General features: G+C 43.9%; 20 protein-coding genes. 10 read left to right on the top strand and 10 right to left on the bottom strand.

Features of this window, described 5'->3' with window-relative positions; translation table 11 throughout:
• Positions 1-25 precede the first annotated feature (25 nt).
• Together ABH008_RS15340 and ABH008_RS15335 are read right to left on the bottom strand one after the other, a co-directional pair.
• Positions 26-394: a PRC-barrel domain-containing protein gene (locus tag ABH008_RS15340; RefSeq protein ID WP_347986489.1), complete on the bottom strand. Its 369-nt coding sequence runs from the start codon at positions 392-394 to the stop codon at positions 26-28.
• A 134-nt stretch (positions 395-528) separates the two neighbouring features.
• A complete protein-coding gene (locus tag ABH008_RS15335) occupies positions 529-849 on the bottom strand; it encodes a hypothetical protein (protein ID WP_347986488.1) in 321 nt (106 codons plus the stop codon).
• Between the two features lie 365 nt (positions 850-1,214).
• Between ABH008_RS15335 and ABH008_RS15330 the strand changes: the two genes are divergently transcribed.
• Entirely contained in the window at positions 1,215-1,658 is a 444-nt protein-coding gene (locus tag ABH008_RS15330) for a septal ring lytic transglycosylase RlpA family protein (protein WP_347986487.1), read from the top strand.
• A 251-nt stretch (positions 1,659-1,909) separates the two neighbouring features.
• Here the strand turns inward: ABH008_RS15330 and ABH008_RS15325 are convergent, their stop codons facing one another.
• The 6 genes from ABH008_RS15325 to ABH008_RS15300 form a co-directional block, all read right to left on the bottom strand.
• The gene (locus tag ABH008_RS15325) at positions 1,910-2,659 is read right to left on the bottom strand and encodes an endonuclease/exonuclease/phosphatase family protein (RefSeq protein ID WP_347986486.1); all 750 of its coding nucleotides are present in this window, start codon (positions 2,657-2,659) and stop codon (positions 1,910-1,912) included.
• A 20-nt stretch (positions 2,660-2,679) separates the two neighbouring features.
• The gene (locus tag ABH008_RS15320) at positions 2,680-4,041 is read right to left on the bottom strand and encodes a phospholipase D-like domain-containing protein (protein WP_347986485.1); all 1,362 of its coding nucleotides are present in this window, start codon (positions 4,039-4,041) and stop codon (positions 2,680-2,682) included.
• Between the two features lie 459 nt (positions 4,042-4,500).
• The gene (locus ABH008_RS15315) at positions 4,501-4,935 is read right to left on the bottom strand and encodes a hypothetical protein (protein WP_347986484.1); all 435 of its coding nucleotides are present in this window, start codon (positions 4,933-4,935) and stop codon (positions 4,501-4,503) included.
• A 2-nt stretch (positions 4,936-4,937) separates the two neighbouring features.
• The gene (locus ABH008_RS15310) at positions 4,938-5,357 is read right to left on the bottom strand and encodes a phage holin family protein (protein WP_347986483.1); all 420 of its coding nucleotides are present in this window, start codon (positions 5,355-5,357) and stop codon (positions 4,938-4,940) included.
• A 12-nt stretch (positions 5,358-5,369) separates the two neighbouring features.
• Positions 5,370-5,600, bottom strand: coding sequence for a DUF883 domain-containing protein (locus tag ABH008_RS15305; RefSeq protein ID WP_347986482.1), 231 nt, complete (start codon positions 5,598-5,600; stop codon positions 5,370-5,372).
• 14 nt (positions 5,601-5,614) lie between these two features.
• A complete protein-coding gene (locus ABH008_RS15300; protein ID WP_347986481.1) occupies positions 5,615-6,073 on the bottom strand; it encodes a BON domain-containing protein in 459 nt (152 codons plus the stop codon).
• 243 nt (positions 6,074-6,316) lie between these two features.
• Between ABH008_RS15300 and ABH008_RS15295 the strand changes: the two genes are divergently transcribed.
• Positions 6,317-7,336 carry a class I fructose-bisphosphate aldolase gene (locus ABH008_RS15295; RefSeq protein ID WP_347986480.1) on the top strand — a complete coding sequence of 340 codons (1,020 nt, stop codon included), beginning with the start codon at positions 6,317-6,319 and terminating at the stop codon, positions 7,334-7,336.
• A 60-nt stretch (positions 7,337-7,396) separates the two neighbouring features.
• On the opposite strand, the gene ABH008_RS15290 is transcribed toward ABH008_RS15295, so the two are convergent.
• A complete protein-coding gene (locus ABH008_RS15290) occupies positions 7,397-7,636 on the bottom strand; it encodes a DUF2171 domain-containing protein (RefSeq protein ID WP_347986479.1) in 240 nt (79 codons plus the stop codon).
• A 422-nt stretch (positions 7,637-8,058) separates the two neighbouring features.
• On the opposite strand from ABH008_RS15290, the gene ABH008_RS15285 reads away from it, so the two are divergent.
• The 6 genes from ABH008_RS15285 to ABH008_RS15260 all read left to right on the top strand — a co-directional run bounded on the left by ABH008_RS15285 (position 8,059) and on the right by ABH008_RS15260 (position 15,192).
• Positions 8,059-8,598: a general stress protein gene (locus tag ABH008_RS15285; protein WP_347986478.1), complete on the top strand. Its 540-nt coding sequence runs from the start codon at positions 8,059-8,061 to the stop codon at positions 8,596-8,598.
• A 105-nt stretch (positions 8,599-8,703) separates the two neighbouring features.
• On the top strand, positions 8,704-11,076 hold the full coding sequence (locus ABH008_RS15280) for a phosphoketolase family protein (protein WP_347986477.1): 2,373 nt from the start codon (positions 8,704-8,706) through the stop codon (positions 11,074-11,076).
• Positions 11,073-11,720 (top strand): histidine phosphatase family protein, encoded by a 648-nt coding sequence (locus ABH008_RS15275; RefSeq protein ID WP_347986476.1) that lies wholly within the window; start codon positions 11,073-11,075, stop codon positions 11,718-11,720. Before ABH008_RS15280 ends, ABH008_RS15275 begins: the two co-directional genes overlap by 4 nt.
• A 30-nt stretch (positions 11,721-11,750) precedes the next feature.
• Positions 11,751-13,460 carry a glucose-6-phosphate isomerase gene (pgi, locus tag ABH008_RS15270; protein WP_347986475.1) on the top strand — a complete coding sequence of 570 codons (1,710 nt, stop codon included), beginning with the start codon at positions 11,751-11,753 and terminating at the stop codon, positions 13,458-13,460.
• Positions 13,461-13,548: 88 nt separating this feature from the next.
• Positions 13,549-14,475, top strand: a complete 927-nt coding sequence (locus tag ABH008_RS15265; protein ID WP_347986474.1) for a YfdX family protein — start codon at positions 13,549-13,551, stop codon at positions 14,473-14,475.
• 279 nt (positions 14,476-14,754) lie between these two features.
• Entirely contained in the window at positions 14,755-15,192 is a 438-nt protein-coding gene (locus tag ABH008_RS15260) for a hypothetical protein (protein ID WP_347986473.1), read from the top strand.
• Positions 15,193-15,310: 118 nt separating this feature from the next.
• On the opposite strand, the gene ABH008_RS15255 is transcribed toward ABH008_RS15260, so the two are convergent.
• On the bottom strand, positions 15,311-15,523 hold the full coding sequence (locus ABH008_RS15255) for a hypothetical protein (RefSeq protein ID WP_347986472.1): 213 nt from the start codon (positions 15,521-15,523) through the stop codon (positions 15,311-15,313).
• Between the two features lie 228 nt (positions 15,524-15,751).
• Here ABH008_RS15255 and ABH008_RS15250 point away from each other — a divergent pair, with 228 nt between their 5' ends.
• Positions 15,752-15,943, top strand: a complete 192-nt coding sequence (locus tag ABH008_RS15250; protein WP_347986471.1) for a DUF2934 domain-containing protein — start codon at positions 15,752-15,754, stop codon at positions 15,941-15,943.
• Between the two features lie 123 nt (positions 15,944-16,066).
• Positions 16,067-16,465, top strand: coding sequence for a hypothetical protein (locus ABH008_RS15245; protein ID WP_347986470.1), 399 nt, complete (start codon positions 16,067-16,069; stop codon positions 16,463-16,465).
• The last annotated feature ends 53 nt before the right edge of the window (positions 16,466-16,518 follow it).

Here is a 16,518-nt window from a genome sequence, read left to right as displayed (position 1 = left end):
CCTCCTAGGAATAGAATTAAATGGACTATTCCCAATAGGGCGAACGTTCGTAGTATTTGTATATGTCACGATTCCACTGTTCATCGTCCATGGTAGGCCAATGTTTAGTATCAAATCCGGGTGCCGATTCCATTCGTTCCTTGGAAACATTGAGAACATACTCGCTATTTTGTAGGCTGTAATCCAGTGCGCTGAATGGAATTGCGAACAGCTTTTCCCCTAAACTAAGAAAGCCGCCAAATGAGATGACGGCATAGGCGATCCTGCCAAGACGAGGGTCGATTACGATTTCCTTGATGTCTCCCAGGTTTTCGCCTTTGGAGTTAATGACTTTTGATCCGATGATGCTAGATGCTTTTACGGGGGTATTTGAAAAGGTATTTTGGTGACTCATTTTGGTTCTCCGCTTGCGAAAAGGATGGATGTAATGGTCAGGAAGCTGTAATTAAATGCTACAAATATCCGAATTTTGAACTCCCATTTTGGGAAGCCAAGCACGGAATTACAGCCATCATTCCTCGCTTTGAATTATTGTGAAGGTGGAACCACCACAAGCGTGCCGCCACCTGAACCAGTTTTACCTCTGGCACCTGACGCCCCCTGATTTCCTTGGTTTCCTGTGGCGCCTGTATCACCTGTATTTCCTTGATTGCCTTGCGCACCGGTATCGCCGGTACTACCTTGACTGCCAGTTGCACCTGTATATCCTGTATTACCTTGATTACCGGTTGCTCCCTGCTTACCCGTATATCCAGTATTGCCAGTATTACCTTGTGGTCCCGCCGGGCCAGTGCATGCACTTAGTCCAAGTACAGCGAGCATAAGAAATGATAGAATTGAAAATTTCATAATGTTTCCTCTTTGAGTATCCGCGACGAAGAAGGCCGCAAATTAAACAATAGCAGGATGCGCGCGTAATGACTGTTCGCTAACAAACACAATGTCACTATTTATAGCAGCTCAAGATCGTTCGGTAGGTTTAATAATCTTGATTCCACTAGGGAACTTGGGATGAGGGTCAGAGGCACTGGGGGGCAGACGTTTTGGTAACAAATTAGTGAATAACTGTCTGACTCAGTATGTAAATAACACCAGTCCCCCTGGCTGTGGTTAATCAAATACTCTATTGTCAATCGCACTCAGTTCACAAGCGTACAGACTAGATGACTTATTTGGCGTAATTTTTTTCTAAAGGGTAACTTTAGGAAAGCAGTATGCCACTCAATAAATTGATTTCAATGATAGCGTTAATCACCCTGATGACCAGTATAGCTATATATGGCTGTAGTTCCCAACATTTGGTCAATCAGGATGAGCAACAGCTGATAGTGAAAGAGAAAACTGTAGACACTACTAATCATCAAGAGGTCGGCAATGCATCCTGGTATGGTCCTGGGCTTCAAGGTCACGAAACCTCCAATGGTGAGAAATTTGACCAAAATGCGTTGACGGCCGCTCATCCGAATTTGCCGATGGGCACCAAAGCCCAAGTGACCAACCTTGCAAACGGCAAAACGGTTGATGTCACCATTAATGATCGTGGTCCTGATGTTAAGGGGCGAGTCATTGATCTCTCTAAAGGAGCTGCAAAAAAACTGGATATGAAAAAAACCGGCACCGCTCGGGTCAAAATTAAGACAATGCGCAATAAGAACTAGTGTATCGCTTTAACAGAGCAGATAGAGTCTTTAAATCACTTAATATCATAGATCTATGTCCGCTTTGCGTCTAATTCTTGGCACATGTCAATTGGGAATACCTAGGTCTGGTTTTTGTCGAAGCCCTTCGGCTAATATTGCAAGACATAGATTTGTTAGTGTTAAATTTTATATTTAGTATCTGTAACCCGTCTGTAAAGCTTGCTCTCTGTACCAGAATAATCCAACGGTCTTTCCACGATACTAACGCCTCACAAAACAAACGTAGCCATTAATGGCGTATGATCCGATAACAAATGCCAGGGTTTAAAGGCCAAACGTTCACAGCTTAAGGGTGTTAAGCCGCGATAATAAATACGATCCATGGCTAAAAACGGTAGCCAGGCGGGGAAACTGCGGGCGTGATTAGCTTGTAATACCTGAAACACTTCTTGTAGCTGCAAATGCTCATGAAACAGGCGCTGCGCCTGTCCGCGCCAATCATTAAAATCGCCTGCGACAATTAACACCGCATCGGGGGGGACATGGCTGTCTATGCGATCACATAAAGTGGCGATTTGTAATTGGCGTTCTTTTCCACTCAAGCCAAAATGGATGCAGAGTATATGCATGGCAGTATTGTTAGCGGGAAGATGGATGATTGCGTGTAATACACTGCGGCTGGCCCAGGCATAGGGCGATACATTCAGGTTTTCCCACTGTGAAAATGCATACTTGCTGAGGATGGCATTGCCGTGATCACCCTGATTATGCACCACATTTTTTCCATAAGCGTAAAATGGCCAACCGGCAGTGGCGATAAATTCAGCTTGTGAATGCGTTGGCCAGCCTTGAATCTTTTTTGCATTTTGCAAGTGAGAACCTTGAATCTCTTGCAAACACATCACATCAGCATCGGTGCTAACCAAAGCCTCTCGCATTTGATGCAGCATAAAGTGACGATTACCAGCGTTAAAACCCTTATGGATATTGTAAGTAAGGATTTTTAAGGATTGTTGCATTAGATTTTTTACTCCCTATTTTATAAATAAGGCGAAATCAGCCAGCAAAGACTGTTACGTATGCGCACCAGTGGGGCCGTATATTTGTTCTGACTCAGAGGATAAACTGGAGCAGCGTGTTGCGCTTTGCTAATATATTGCGCCAGTTCTGCACAAAGAGCCGCATCGAATACCTCTACAACTATCTCAAAGTTAAGGCGCAGACTGCGGGTGTCGAAATTGGCAGAACCAATCTGCGCGTATTCTTGATCAACAACAAACAATTTGGCATGCGAAAAAGGGGGCTGTTGCAGATGAATTTTCACACCACGTGCCAGCAGCGCGGGTAACCAGTGCAAAGTTGCCCAATCGACAAAGAGTAAGTTACTTTGTAAGGGCAGCACCAGCACCACATCTATTCCGCGCAAAGCTGCGGCCTGTAGGGCTGCAACCAGCTCCGGCGGTGGAATAAAGTAGGGGGTCATAATCAGTACTTGGCGTTGTGCAAGACTGATAGCGCCTAAAATTAATAATAACAGTTTATCTGCTGATTCGTCTGGACCGCAAGTAATGACACGGCATACCACGTTTTTGTTGGAAGATGCTGCGGGTAATCCTGTCAGTTTTTCCTTTGTCACTAGCTGCCAGTCTGTGGCAAAAACAGCAGCCAGTTGTTCTATGATGGGGCCATGCAAACAAAAATGGATATCCGTCAAGCGTCTGCCTTTAGTGCCAGCCAGTTCTCGGCCACCCAAATTCATACCGCCGACAAAAGCTTGCTTGCCATCAATTAATAACATCTTGCGATGATTACGACAGTTTAATGAAATATTGGGTGGAAATAGTCGCGGTGGCAGGAAGCGGGCGGCAGAGATGCCGGCTTGCTGTAAAAGGGGGATGACATGTGGCCAGTCATACCATTCACCAATGCCATCTACCAGCACTTTTACCTCAACACCGTTGGCTGCCGCTAGGCTTAAGGCGTCCACAAAACGAAGCCCCACTGTATCCGTCTGGAAAATATAGGTAGAAAGCCAAATGGAATGTTGTGCGGTAGAAATGGCTTGCAGCATGCTAGGAAATGCTTTTTCAGCGTTATAAAGTGTTTTAACGGAGTTTCCCGCCACGGGCCGGTTAGCACTCAAAGCATTGCCAATTTTAGATAGACTATGGTAGATAGGTACAGTAGCAGTATTAGTATTAGTTGCCACTTGCTGATCATATACTATCAAATGGGTTTGCGGACGTGAGCGAACACGATTAATACCAAACAGCCAATAGAGGATAGAGCCGCCTAAAGGAAATAGCCAGCACATGGCAATCCAACTCATGGCGCTACGTGGATCAGTTTTGCTAAGCATGGCATGCAGCGCTGCGGCTGTTGCGCTGCTTAAATACAGCAAAACAAATATGCTTTCCGCGTTGCTAGATAGTAGGGTATTTATATGATCACCTCTAATGTTATATAGGTGCAAGGTAAACTATGCTGCGCCGTTGCCCAAGTAGGAGGTTGGCGTTTCACTAGCAATAGATTAATAATGTTACTACTGCTCCAGTCAGAATTTTAGATGTGCAAAGATTAGGATATAAATAATTTTTTCTATCGTAGGTAAACACATTGCTCATGATTGATGAGCCGCCTGTTGTTTGGCACGACGCCTAAGAGCAAGCTAAATTATAATATTACCAGGTCTTAACAATAAATCAGCATATCAGCTATGTCCAAAGTTCAGCAAATAAACAGGGGCTTACCAACCGTACTTTAAAACGAACTGATCATGTCTATCGTATATTACGCGATGGTCAGATTCAGGTTAAGTCAAACTAGAGTACGGCATAATGACCGATACCGTTTATTCATATCACTCGTTATTTCGTCCGTCGGTTGTCGAACTTAGAGGTGCTTCTTTGCTGATTGTGGCAGGGTCATCATTTATGCTTTTTGTTGCAAAATAGGATTTGATGATCAAGATGAGGGGCAGGGCGGAATACATCTCGTGAAGCAAGGTCAGACAGTGTTGGGTTGTATTAATAACACTATTGAAACTATGTCCAGTTTTCTGTTGCTTGCCCGCTAGCATGCGCGTCTGACATTCTGTCATTTCTGCACAAATATAGCCTACAGCAATTGCCAAACTCAGAGTGGTGGGTGCCGTCATGCGCTGTCGCAGTTGCTGCAGCAAACTTGAGCTAACACTCATTACACTTTGTTTCTGCTGTACTAACTGGCGTTCTGCAACCTGGATTTGCTTGTTCAATGTGGGGCGCTTAGCTGCTTGCAGATATTGGGTTGCCATTTTCAGCTCTCCTCATTGCTACAGATATCCGGCCGGGATAGGGCGGGATATTTTAGATACTGACTATGGTGACGAATAACAGCAATTAGAATTAATATCAGTATTAAGCTGCAGGCTATGGCAAGCAGTATGGCATGACTGGTGGGTATTCCGATTTCAATCAGGACGAAAACCAGCACAGCCATCAATGCAAACCAAATGCCGTTCAATACCACTGCCAATAGCACTCCTGCCACTATTATCGTTACCAAACTCAAGCCGGCGCGTTGCGTTTCCAGCGCAGCGAGCCGAAAATGATCATGCCCAAGTTCGTATATCTCACCACACAGTTTTCCTGCCTGTTTAAGCCAAGCCGTTTCAGTGACGCATTGATCGTCTGTTGCGGTTTGCTCTGCTGACTTCTCTGCGGGAGGTTGTGTCATGCGAATTAAGGTTTATCGACTGCTCAGCAAGCGACTCAACAAAAAGCCTGTGGCGACTGCAATACCTAGTGTGGTTGCAGGATTGTCACGAATATAACCTTGACAATTCTTTAGCATTTGTCGCTCAGCATATTTTACATGCATGCCTTTTTCATCTAAGGCATCAACCGTGTTATTGGTTGCTCTTGCCAGTTTATCAATTGCCTCGTGAGCAAAGTGTGATGCTTTATCGATGGATTCCATAGAGTTCTCCTGGTTTATCTAAGACGCATTTCATTTCTAACCGATTTAACGCCGGTTGTTTGACGTGCAATCTCAACTGCTTTAGAAATATTGGCTGGCGAGGTAACAAAGCCGCTCAATAAAACTATGCCTTTATAAGATTCAACTGAGATTTGATTAGATTTCAAATCTGGCTCATTTAATAATTGTGCTTTAATTTTTGAGGTGATGACGCTGTCATCCAGGTATTCGCCAGTGCCTTCTGATTTAGGTGTTGATGCACAACCAGCGGTCATTAATAAAGTCAGTGCCAAAACAAAGGCCGGTATTACATTAAAAATTGGTTTCATAGCAGAATCTCCATTCATTAAAAAAAGTTTAAGCAGGTTTATCATCTTCAGCAGCTTGCATCCTTTGATACGACTGTGTTGGTGTCTCAACCTTGAAAACACTTTAAACGTGCTACTGATTGCTGTCGGTTCGCTGTCGTACATAAGCACAGACTTTCCTAAGGCAACGAATTTCTAAATTATTTTCAATCTGGATGTGTTTGCTATAAACAAAACTAACCGACTCTGATTTTTTGAGTTTGTGCGATGCCGTACTGAGTATTTACGGTTTTTTGGGTAAGCTTTTATTTTGGCAGTGCAAGCACATTTTCCTTGAAAGAATGACTGGGTAAGTTGCCTAATTCTTACGTTTTCCCGAATACCTAGTGGTTACTGGAGCCTGATTAAATGAATATGCATACACTGATAGAAACAGCCAACCAGTTGGTGGCTGACGATAAGGGCTTGCTAGCGATAGACGAAAGCAATCCAACCTGCAATAAACGCTTTTCTGCATTGGGTATTGCGCAAAATGAAGAAACACGTAGGCGCTGGCGAGAGCTGATAATAACCACGCCCGATTTGCAGCAATGTATTAGTGGCGTTATCCTGTTTGATGAAACCTTTTACCAAAAAAAACTGGATGGAACGCCGTTTATCAAACTGTTAACTGATGCCAATATCCTGCCTGGTATCAAAGTAGATACAGGTGCCAAGCCTTTGGCCGGGCATCAGGACGAAAGCGTCACCGAAGGGCTCGATCAGTTACGCGATCGTTTGCAACACTATGCTGAACTGGGCGCACGATTTGCAAAATGGCGGGCAGTGCTGGTGGTGGATGAGCAGCTTCCCAGTTCCGCTTGTGTGGATGCCAATGCTCATGCTTTGGCACGCTATGCAGCATTATGTCAGGAAGCCGGATTGGTACCCATTGTCGAGCCGGAAGTGTTGATGACAGGTACGCATAGCCTCGCTCAGTGCTTTCAGGTTACAGAAAGTGTGTTGCACGGTGTTTTCAATCAGCTTTATCGGCAAGGTGTTAACTTGGAAGCTTTAATTCTTAAACCCAATATGGTGCTGTCAGGCCAAGATTGCGTACAACAGGCAACGCTAACCGAGGTGGCAGAGGCAACTTTACGCTGTTTACTTAGAGTGGTTCCAGCCGCAATACCCGGCATTGCTTTTTTGTCAGGAGGGCAATCTGCTGTATTGGCTACTGCCCGTTTACAAGCCATGAATGCGGGGGCTAGCTTGCCTTGGGCATTAGCATTTTCGTTTGCCAGAGCTATTCAGCAACCGGCGTTGGAACTCTGGTTAGGTCAGGATGAAAATCGCCATACAGCGCAACGCGCACTATTAAAGCGCGCCAGATGTAATCAGGCTGCAAGACGGGGCAACTATACCAGCGCCATGGAGCAGGACGTATAATTTAGTCAAAGGTGTAAAATCACACTACCTTTTTTAGGCTTAGGCCGGGTGTTTACAGGCCTAAAAAGTGGGCGAAACGGACGACCAATCGCGTATCGCTTCTTCATCCGTACGATCAATTTTGATTCGATCGCCTTCAATGCTATTAACCCAGGTAAGCGGTATGTAATGGTGACGACCGTCTTGATCTTGCTTGAGCTTTATATAATTACTGCTTTCCATCTGCTCGACACTCGCAAACGTATGATCCTGTGAACAGACAACAGACATATCTGGTTTAATTTGGTCGGGATGGATCATAGTATTACTCCTGTTAGTGCCGCTTGCATCTATTTTGCTTCCATTGGCACTTTGAATTATTTGTAGGTTATTCAGCATAAAGTCATCAGCTCCGATTCACAGTCTGATAGCACACATAACTGGAATAAGATTTAGGGTTGCAGCGACTGAAGTGTGGCGGCTCAGCTTGAAATAATGCGTGAAGCATAATCATGTTAGTGAGAAAGCTGAGTGTGCGTTGGCGAACAGACTTACCGTAGCGAAGCGCTAATAATAAACATGCAGACAAATTCACTGCATTGTGGTTGCAGAGATTGTGCATGAAATCCCCCCCAAGGGTATATAGCCTGTCTATTTAACTTTGTTCAGTGACTTGCTGCACCCAATCCGCAACTGGGAAGCTTAACACCTTGTGTTTCATCCAAAATCTACGGAGTCATATTATGTCATTGAAAGAAAGCTCAGCAGTAGGTGTGTTTAATAGTCATTTAGATGCTGAAAATGCTGTCCGGGAACTGCAAAAATCCGGTTTCGATATGCAAAAACTATCGGTAGTCGGCAAAGATTATCATAGCGAAGAAAATGTGGTTGGTTATTACAACACAGGGGATCGTGTTGCTACCTGGGGAAAATTCGGTTTGTTTTGGGGCTGGATCTGGGGCTTATTGTTTGGTTCTGCTTTTTTCCTGATTCCTGGCATAGGTCCAATTATGGTGGGTGGGCCAATGGTGAGCTGGATCATTGGTGCCCTGGAAATGTCAATCGCAACCGGTGGTTTAACGGCTGTTGGTGGTGCTTTGGCTAGTATTGGTATTCCTAAAGACAGTGTTATTCAATACGAAACCGCACTGAAAGCGGATAAATTTGTGTTGATTGTGCATGGTACCCAGCAGGAATTAGAAAAAGCTAAAAACATTCTGGTGGGCAACAAAGCTGAACATACTGATATACATAACATGTCGGTTGCCCATTATCCGATGTAATTCCGGTTTCATAGTAGGCTATAAATACGGGCATATTAAGCGTATGCCGTATTTGTTTTCTGCCCATAAATAACCGCATCACACTGCAATTCAGGAGCGCATGGCATGAAAAGCAATACGCTAACGGCCGAGCAACTTCATCATATTGATGCCTATTGGCGAGCAGCCAATTATGTGTCGGTCGGGCAAATTTATCTTTACGACAATCCACTGCTAAAAAGGCCACTGCAGATAGCGGATGTAAAGCATATGCTATTAGGACATTGGGGAACCACACCCGGTCAAAACTTTATTTACGCACATTTAAATCGTGTTATTAAAAAGTACGATTTGGACATGATTTATGTTTCCGGCCCGGGTCACGGTGGACCGGCAGTAGTCGGTAATACCTATCTTGAAGGTAGTTATAGTGAAATTTATCCGAATATTACGCAGGATGAAGCGGGTTTACAAAAATTGTTTTTACAGTTTTCTTTTCCCGGTGGTATACCCAGTCATGCCTCTCCAGAATGTCCGGGGTCAATTCACGAAGGGGGAGAGCTAGGGTATTCACTTAGTCATTCATTCGGTGCTGTATTTGATAATCCAGATTTGCTGGTCGCTTGTGTGGTGGGTGATGGTGAGGCCGAGACAGGCCCATTAGCCACTGCCTGGCATTCCAATAAATTTCTTAATCCGGTAACGGATGGTGCGGTCTTACCTATATTACATTTAAACGGATATAAAATTTCCAATCCCACCCTGTTAGCGCGGATTACACGTGTAGAATTAGAACAATTATTACGTGGTTATGGTTGGACACCTTATTTTGTCGAAGGATATGAGCCGGAGCTGATGCATGAGGCGATGGCGACAACCCTTGATATAGTCATTGAACAAATTAAAGCGATTCAGCAGCAGGCCCGCCAGCATGGCGATGCCAACAGACCTCGTTGGCCAATGATCGTATTGGCCTCTCCCAAAGGTTGGACTGGCCCCAAAATGGTTGACGGCTTGCAGATTGAAGGCACGTTTCGCGCACATCAAGTCCCTATTTCCTCACCGACAGCTCATCCGGAACATTTGCAATTATTGGAAGACTGGTTAAAGAGTTACCATCCAGAACAGCTTTTCGATGCAAAAGGACGACTAAATCCAGAGTTGGCAGCATTGGCACCCACAGGTTTACACCGGATGGGCGCTAATCCGCATGCCAATGGGGGGATGTTACTCCGTGACTTGATAATGCCGGATTTTCGTAACTATGCGGAAACTGTATCTGAACCGGGTATGCAGGGTAAAGGCGATATGCATGTCCTGGGACCCTTTCTGCGTGATGTAACCAAACTGAACGCGCAGCAACGAAATTTTCGAGTATTTGGACCGGACGAAACTTTGTCCAACGGACTGGAAGCACTGTTTCAAGTGACGCAACGTCAATGGGATGCCGTTATATTTCCAAATGATGAAGCATTGGCACCCGCAGGATTAGTATTAGATTCCATGCTTAGTGAACACCAATGTGAAGGTTGGTTGGAAGGTTATTTACTTACAGGACGGCATGGCGTCTTTAATTGTTATGAGGCCTTTATTCATATTATTGATTCAATGTTCAACCAGCATGCCAAATGGTTGAAGATTACTGCGCATCTGCCATGGCGGCGCAAAATCGCTTCATTAAATTATGTACTGGCTTCCCATGTTTGGCGTCAGGATCATAATGGATTTACTCATCAAGATCCGGGATTTATTGACCATGTGGTTAATAAAAAAGCTGAAATAGTGCGTGTTTATCTGCCGCCAGATGCCAATTGTTTGTTATCGGTTATGGATCACTGCCTGCGCAGTCGCCATTATGTCAATCTGGTAATCGCTGGCAAGCACCCAGCCCCGCAATGGCTGACCATGGAAGCTGCTGTCCTGCATTGCACGCAGGGTATTGGTATTTGGGAATGGGCAGGCAATGATCAGGAAGTGGAGGCAGATGTGGTGATGGCTTGTTGTGGCGATGTGCCTACGTTGGAAACACTCGCTGCGGTATCCATACTCCGTGAACATTTACCTGAATTGAGAATTCGGGTAGTCAATGTGGTCGATCTGATGAAGTTACAACCCCCTAGTGAGCATCCACATGGTTTGTCGGATAAAGAATTCGATGACTTGTTTACCACCGAAAAGCCAGTGATTTTTGCTTTCCACGCCTATCCGTGGTTAATTCATCGCCTGACTTACCGACGCCATAATCACGCCAACATCCATGTGCGTGGCTATAAGGAGGAGGGTACTATTACCACGCCATTCGATATGACCGTACTCAACGATCTGGATCGCTTTCACTTGGCTATGGATGCCATCGACCGCCTGCCGCAGACTGCTGGTAAGGGCGTTACTCTTAAACAGCAACTGCAAAACAAGCTGGTTGAGCACAAACAATATATTGCCAAGCACGGGGAAGATATGCCGGAAATTCGTGATTGGCGTTGGAGTAGTAGTCTATGACAAGCCCAGAAATGATAGAAGCAAAGCCTTTACGTGTGTATTTAATTCGACATGGTGAAACAGAATGGTCGCTTTCCGGCAGGCATACCGGACTGACCGATTTACTGTTAACAGTGAATGGTCAACAAGAGGCTTTGCAGCTTAAAACCTTGCTGCAAGGTCTGCATTTCTCAAGGGTACTGAGTAGCCCTTTACAACGCGCCCGGCAAACTTGCGACTTGCTTGAATTGGATACGGCTGCCGAAATAGAAATGGATTTGTTGGAATGGAACTATGGCGATTACGATGGTTTGACCACTGCTGATATACATAAACAAAGACCCTATTGGAATGTGTTTCTGGATGGTTGTCCAAATGGAGAAATGCCGGAACAAATGACAGAACGTGTTGATCGACTTATCACGCGTTTGCGCTTACTCAAAGGCAATGTTGCATTGTTTTCGCATGGTCAAATAGGTGGCGTAATAGCTGCACGCTGGATAGGCTTGCCTTTGCTAGACGCTCAACATTTTCCATTGGGTACTGCTTCTCTCAGTGTACTCGGTTATGACCTACATCATCCTGAGATTTCTGTAATTGATTTGTGGAATGCCAAGCAGCCTTACCTGGCTGGTCAGGAGCAAAAATCCACACTTAATACTTAGTTTAAATTGCATTGATGGAGAGCCTAAATTATGAACCAGACTTTACACAGGAAGTTAACCGGCATCTGTGCAGATGTTGATACAACCCAACCCATTGCGCCGTTTCCCCAACGCCACATACAGAAAGCGTTGATGGCGCATTTCAAAAAAATACAGTATTCACATTTGTATACCTTGTTTGCGGATGACCCGCAGCGGGGTGAGCGTATGCTATTGGAAGCGGAGGGTATTTATTTAGATTATTCCAAACAGCGGGTTACCGAAGAAACTATTCAACTGTTATTACAATTAGCCGAAGAATCGGGTTTACGACAATGTATTAATAGTATGTTTCACGGTGATAAGATTAATGTTAGTGAGCAAAGGTCGGTATTACATATTGCCTTGCGAGCACCTAAACAGCATGTTATTTGTGTGGATGGCGAAAATGTCGTACCTCTGGTACAAGCGGAGCTTGACAAAATGACCGGCATAGCCAATCAGGTGCGAAGTGGCTCTTGGTTAGGATATACCGGTAAGCCTATTTGTAATATTGTCAATATTGGCATTGGTGGTTCAGATTTGGGGCCAGTCATGGCTTACCAGGCTCTGCGTTTTTATAGCCAGCGACAGCTGACTTTTCGCTTTGTATCCAATATTGATGGAACAGATTTTTTAGAATCGACTCGTGATCTAGATCCTGAGCAGACTTTGTTTATTGTTGCTTCCAAGAGTTTTAAAACGGTGGAGACTATGAGCAATGCCCAGGCGGCACGCGACTGGTTGTTAAACAGTTTACAAGCGCCAGCTGCCATAGCCAGACATTTTATTGCTGTTTCCGCTAATGCTGCTGAAGTAGCTAAGTTTGGGATTGATGAAGCTAATCATTTACACATTTGGGATTGGGTTGGCGGACGCTATTCCTTATGTTCAGCCGTGGGTTTATCCACCATGATTGCCATAGGGCCTACAAATTTTAGAGCCATGTTAGACGGTTTTCAGCAGATGGATCAGCATTTTCTTACGGCACCTTTGGATTGTAATCTGCCGGTATTTATGGGATTACTGGCTGTATGGAATACTAATTTTTTGGCGACGCAAACAATTGCAGTTTTACCCTACGAACAATATTTACAATGTTTCCCTGCCTATTTGCAGCAGTTAACCATGGAAAGCAATGGTAAGCATGAGACGTCTGACGGTGTAAAGGTCAACTACCAAACCGGCCCAATCTATTGGGGAGCCGTAGGCAGTAATGGACAGCATTCGTTCTACCAAATGTTACACCAGGGTACTCATTTAATTCCTTGCGACTTTATTGGCTTTATCGAAGCACTTAATCCGCTGGGTCAACAGCATGAATTGTTACTGGCAAATATGTTTGCCCAATCAGAGGCTCTGGCCTTTGGTGATAATGTGCAACAGGTGCTGGATAATACAGCGCCAACTAGGCCTACATCAGCACAAACCTTTACAGGCGATCAACCCTCCAGCACTTTGTTAATGCAGCAATTGACTCCGCATACACTAGGTAAGTTGATCGCACTTTACGAACACAGCGTTTTTACGCAAGGGATAATCTGGGGCATAAACTCCTTTGATCAAGGTGGCGTCGAACTAGGCAAAACCCTGGCTATACAAATTGCAACGCAAATGCAGGCAGTACAGGCCGATACCCGGAAATTCGATAGCTCAACCCGGCAGTTAATTGGCTTATGCTTGAAAGCAAAGCAAGGGTTGAAATCTGAGCAGAGTTTATAAATCCGCATACTTCACTGTGTGCGCAGGCGAACAGAACGCAGACCTTACATCAGCTATGCTTTTCCCACTTATACACAAAGAGCAATACATGAAAAATTCTATTCAAACCTTAACCCGCAGCAGTGCATTATTGTTGCTTGCCACTCTGTCAATTTGCACAGATGTGTCTGCGGCTGAGGATAAAAATCAAAATCAAAACAAGGTTTCCAGCATGACGCCAGAAACGAATGAAAAATTGAACAAGCGTAAACTGTTAGCTGAGCAAAACCAAAAGATTATTGATGAAGCCAAAGAATCTTTATTGGCAACACAACAGGCATTACTGGATTTAGAGAAAAACGATGCACCATCCGCGCTAGCCATTTTACAGGATGTTACAAAAAAGCTGGATAAGCTAAAGCTCGACAACCCAACTTTGGTTCTGGTCGTTGCCGGTGTTGAAATTGATGTTATCGATTTTAAGGGCAATGCCAAAGTAGTGGAACAAAAAGTCAAGCAGGCGAGTGAGTTACTTAAACATGGTAAATTACAAGCAGGGCGCATGGTAGTCGACGAATTGGCGAGTGAGATTGACATAACCACTATTAACATTCCGTTAGATACCTACCCGTTAGCCATTAAAAAAACGATAGAGCTGGTTAATGCCAATAAATTGAAAGATGCCGCACAGGTTTTAGAAGATACGCTGAATACCTTGGTGGAACGTACCGAAATTATTCCTTTACCTTTGTTACAGGCAGATGCCTTTTTGTTTAAAGCCTCGGAACTGGAAAACCAAACTGACCTCTCCAAGGAAAATAATCGCGATGCAGTGCTTAAATTAGTGGATTCTGCAAAAGAGAAATTGAAAGTTTCGCAATTGTTAGGTTATGGCGACAAAGAAGATTATCTACCTCTGTATAAAGCCATAGAAGACATTAAAAACACGCTACATACCGAAAAATCTGCCACAACCTGGGCAAAAGTCAAACAAGCTTTCAGTGATTTTAAAACTAAAATCATGCCAGCAAAATAATAAAGGTAGGGAACTTCGAAAAACCTAGCTTTTGTGCTTCGACGGGCTCAGCACGAACGGTAAATTATTGATATATAAATACCACCGTTCGCCCTGAGCCCTTCGATACAACTCAGGAGAGCCTTGTCGATGGTGGTTTTTCGAAGTTCCCGGTAGTCTGCATCAAACTCTAGCCTCGGTGTGTTTTGTTTATTTAGTAGGGTGAGCAATTAAGCTCATCATGACTACTTGTTTGCCACCAGACCATCATATATTAACCATAAAATGGAGTTAACTAGCATGCCAAACACTTTCAAAAAAATGAGATACCCTGTTTTAAATGTACTTAGTCTGTTTGCATGCATTGGACTTTTAGGTGCTTGTGCTGAGATTGAAGAAAAAGAACAGCTTTTAGCTGCGGCTGGCTTCAGCATGAAATATGCAGATACTCCGGAAAAACTGGAACATTTAAAATTACAAGTGCAACATACCCTTATTCCTTATACTAAAGAGGGAAAAAATTACTTCGTTTTTGCAGATACCGATACCTGTAAATGTATGTTTGTGGGGGATGATAAAGCCTATCAGCAATATAATATCTTAGAGGTGCAAGAAAATATTGCCTACCAACAACGTATGACCGCTGAGATGAATCGCGATTGGGAGCTTGATGGTGGTCGCTGGGGACAGCCATGGGGTAACGGCCCTTGGAATGGATATGGGGCCAATTATTATTGAGCCAGCTATTTAGGCTTACCAACTAGAAAAGTCTAAGTTATCCGCTATCTGTTTTTATACAATCTGTCGAAACAGGCAAATCAATGGCGACAGATGCGCTGAAATTTGTATTGCTCGCCTAAATAGCGAAGTTGCTTTCTAATTGCAGTTTATGAGTGGCCCATGCGTTGTTCAGCACCTTGAGTTGCTCAAAATTTGCTGGTATCAGGTGTTCGCATTTTGCACAGATCAAGTTACCTGTGGGACTTCCATATGCATATTCAGTTATTAAAGTGGAATGCTGACAATTTTCCAATTTGTAATTTGATGCGGCATTGGTTTTAGTGATCATCGTGTTTTCCTGATTGTTTTGTGCAACTGCAATTGAGTTGCGATTAGCTTAATAGTATCCACAAATTCTCACGCCATTTCTGTACGTTGACACACCTAAAGTTTAAGCAGATCACAATGTTAGTTAGCGTACAGACTGTATAAAGCTAATGTCATATTTTGGCACTGTAAGCTAATGACAGGCTTGCAGTATTTTATAACCATTTGCATCTTTGTTAAGGAGAAAGCTATGAAAACGCAGGAAATGAATATCAAACACACAGATCAAAATCAAGAGCATAGTCAACCATCTGCACAGGCAGAATCGTTTCAAACGGACGTGGCCGAAATGGCCTATTACAAAGCAGAAAGCAGAGGTTTTACACCAGGATATGAATTGGAAGACTGGCTCGAGGCAGAGTCGGTATTTAAAGCGTACTGAGATGCTCGATAAGTAAGGTTGTTTTCTGCCGGTTAAGCGGCAGAAGCACCACAAATAGGTAATGAATACACACAAATTTGCGAAAACAGTATCGGGTTGATGCTGATTAATCAGGAAACTGTTATGAAAAATAAAGTAGGGATTTGGATTGACCACCAGCATGCGTTTCTGGTGTTTATCCAGGCAGGCGTAGAATCCAGTCAACACATAGAATCCGGTATGGATAAAGATGTGCGTTATACGGGACGTACTATTGAGGAAGATGGAAAAGCTGACGATCAACGCGATAGCCACTATGCCAGTCACCTAAATCAATATTACGATCAGGTGATAGCAAATCTGCATGATGCCGAAGCCATTTTGTTATTTGGACCAGGCGAAGCAAAAATCGAATTTAAGAAACGGCTGATGATTAAAGATAAAAATGCTCACGTTGTCGGTGTCGATACCGTCGATAAAATGACCGAACCACAGGTTTTGGCTAAAGTTCGAGAGTTTTATGTTAAGGATTTAGCAATATAACATGGAGATTCAATATGGTTAATGCCACTTGCCATTGTTCAAATACAGGAACC

It is taken from the genome of Methylomonas sp. AM2-LC, assembly GCF_039904985.1.
Lineage (GTDB): Bacteria > Pseudomonadota > Gammaproteobacteria > Methylococcales > Methylomonadaceae > Methylomonas.
Note: the sequence above shows the minus strand (reverse complement) of the source record. Positions and strands in the feature narration are given on the sequence as shown.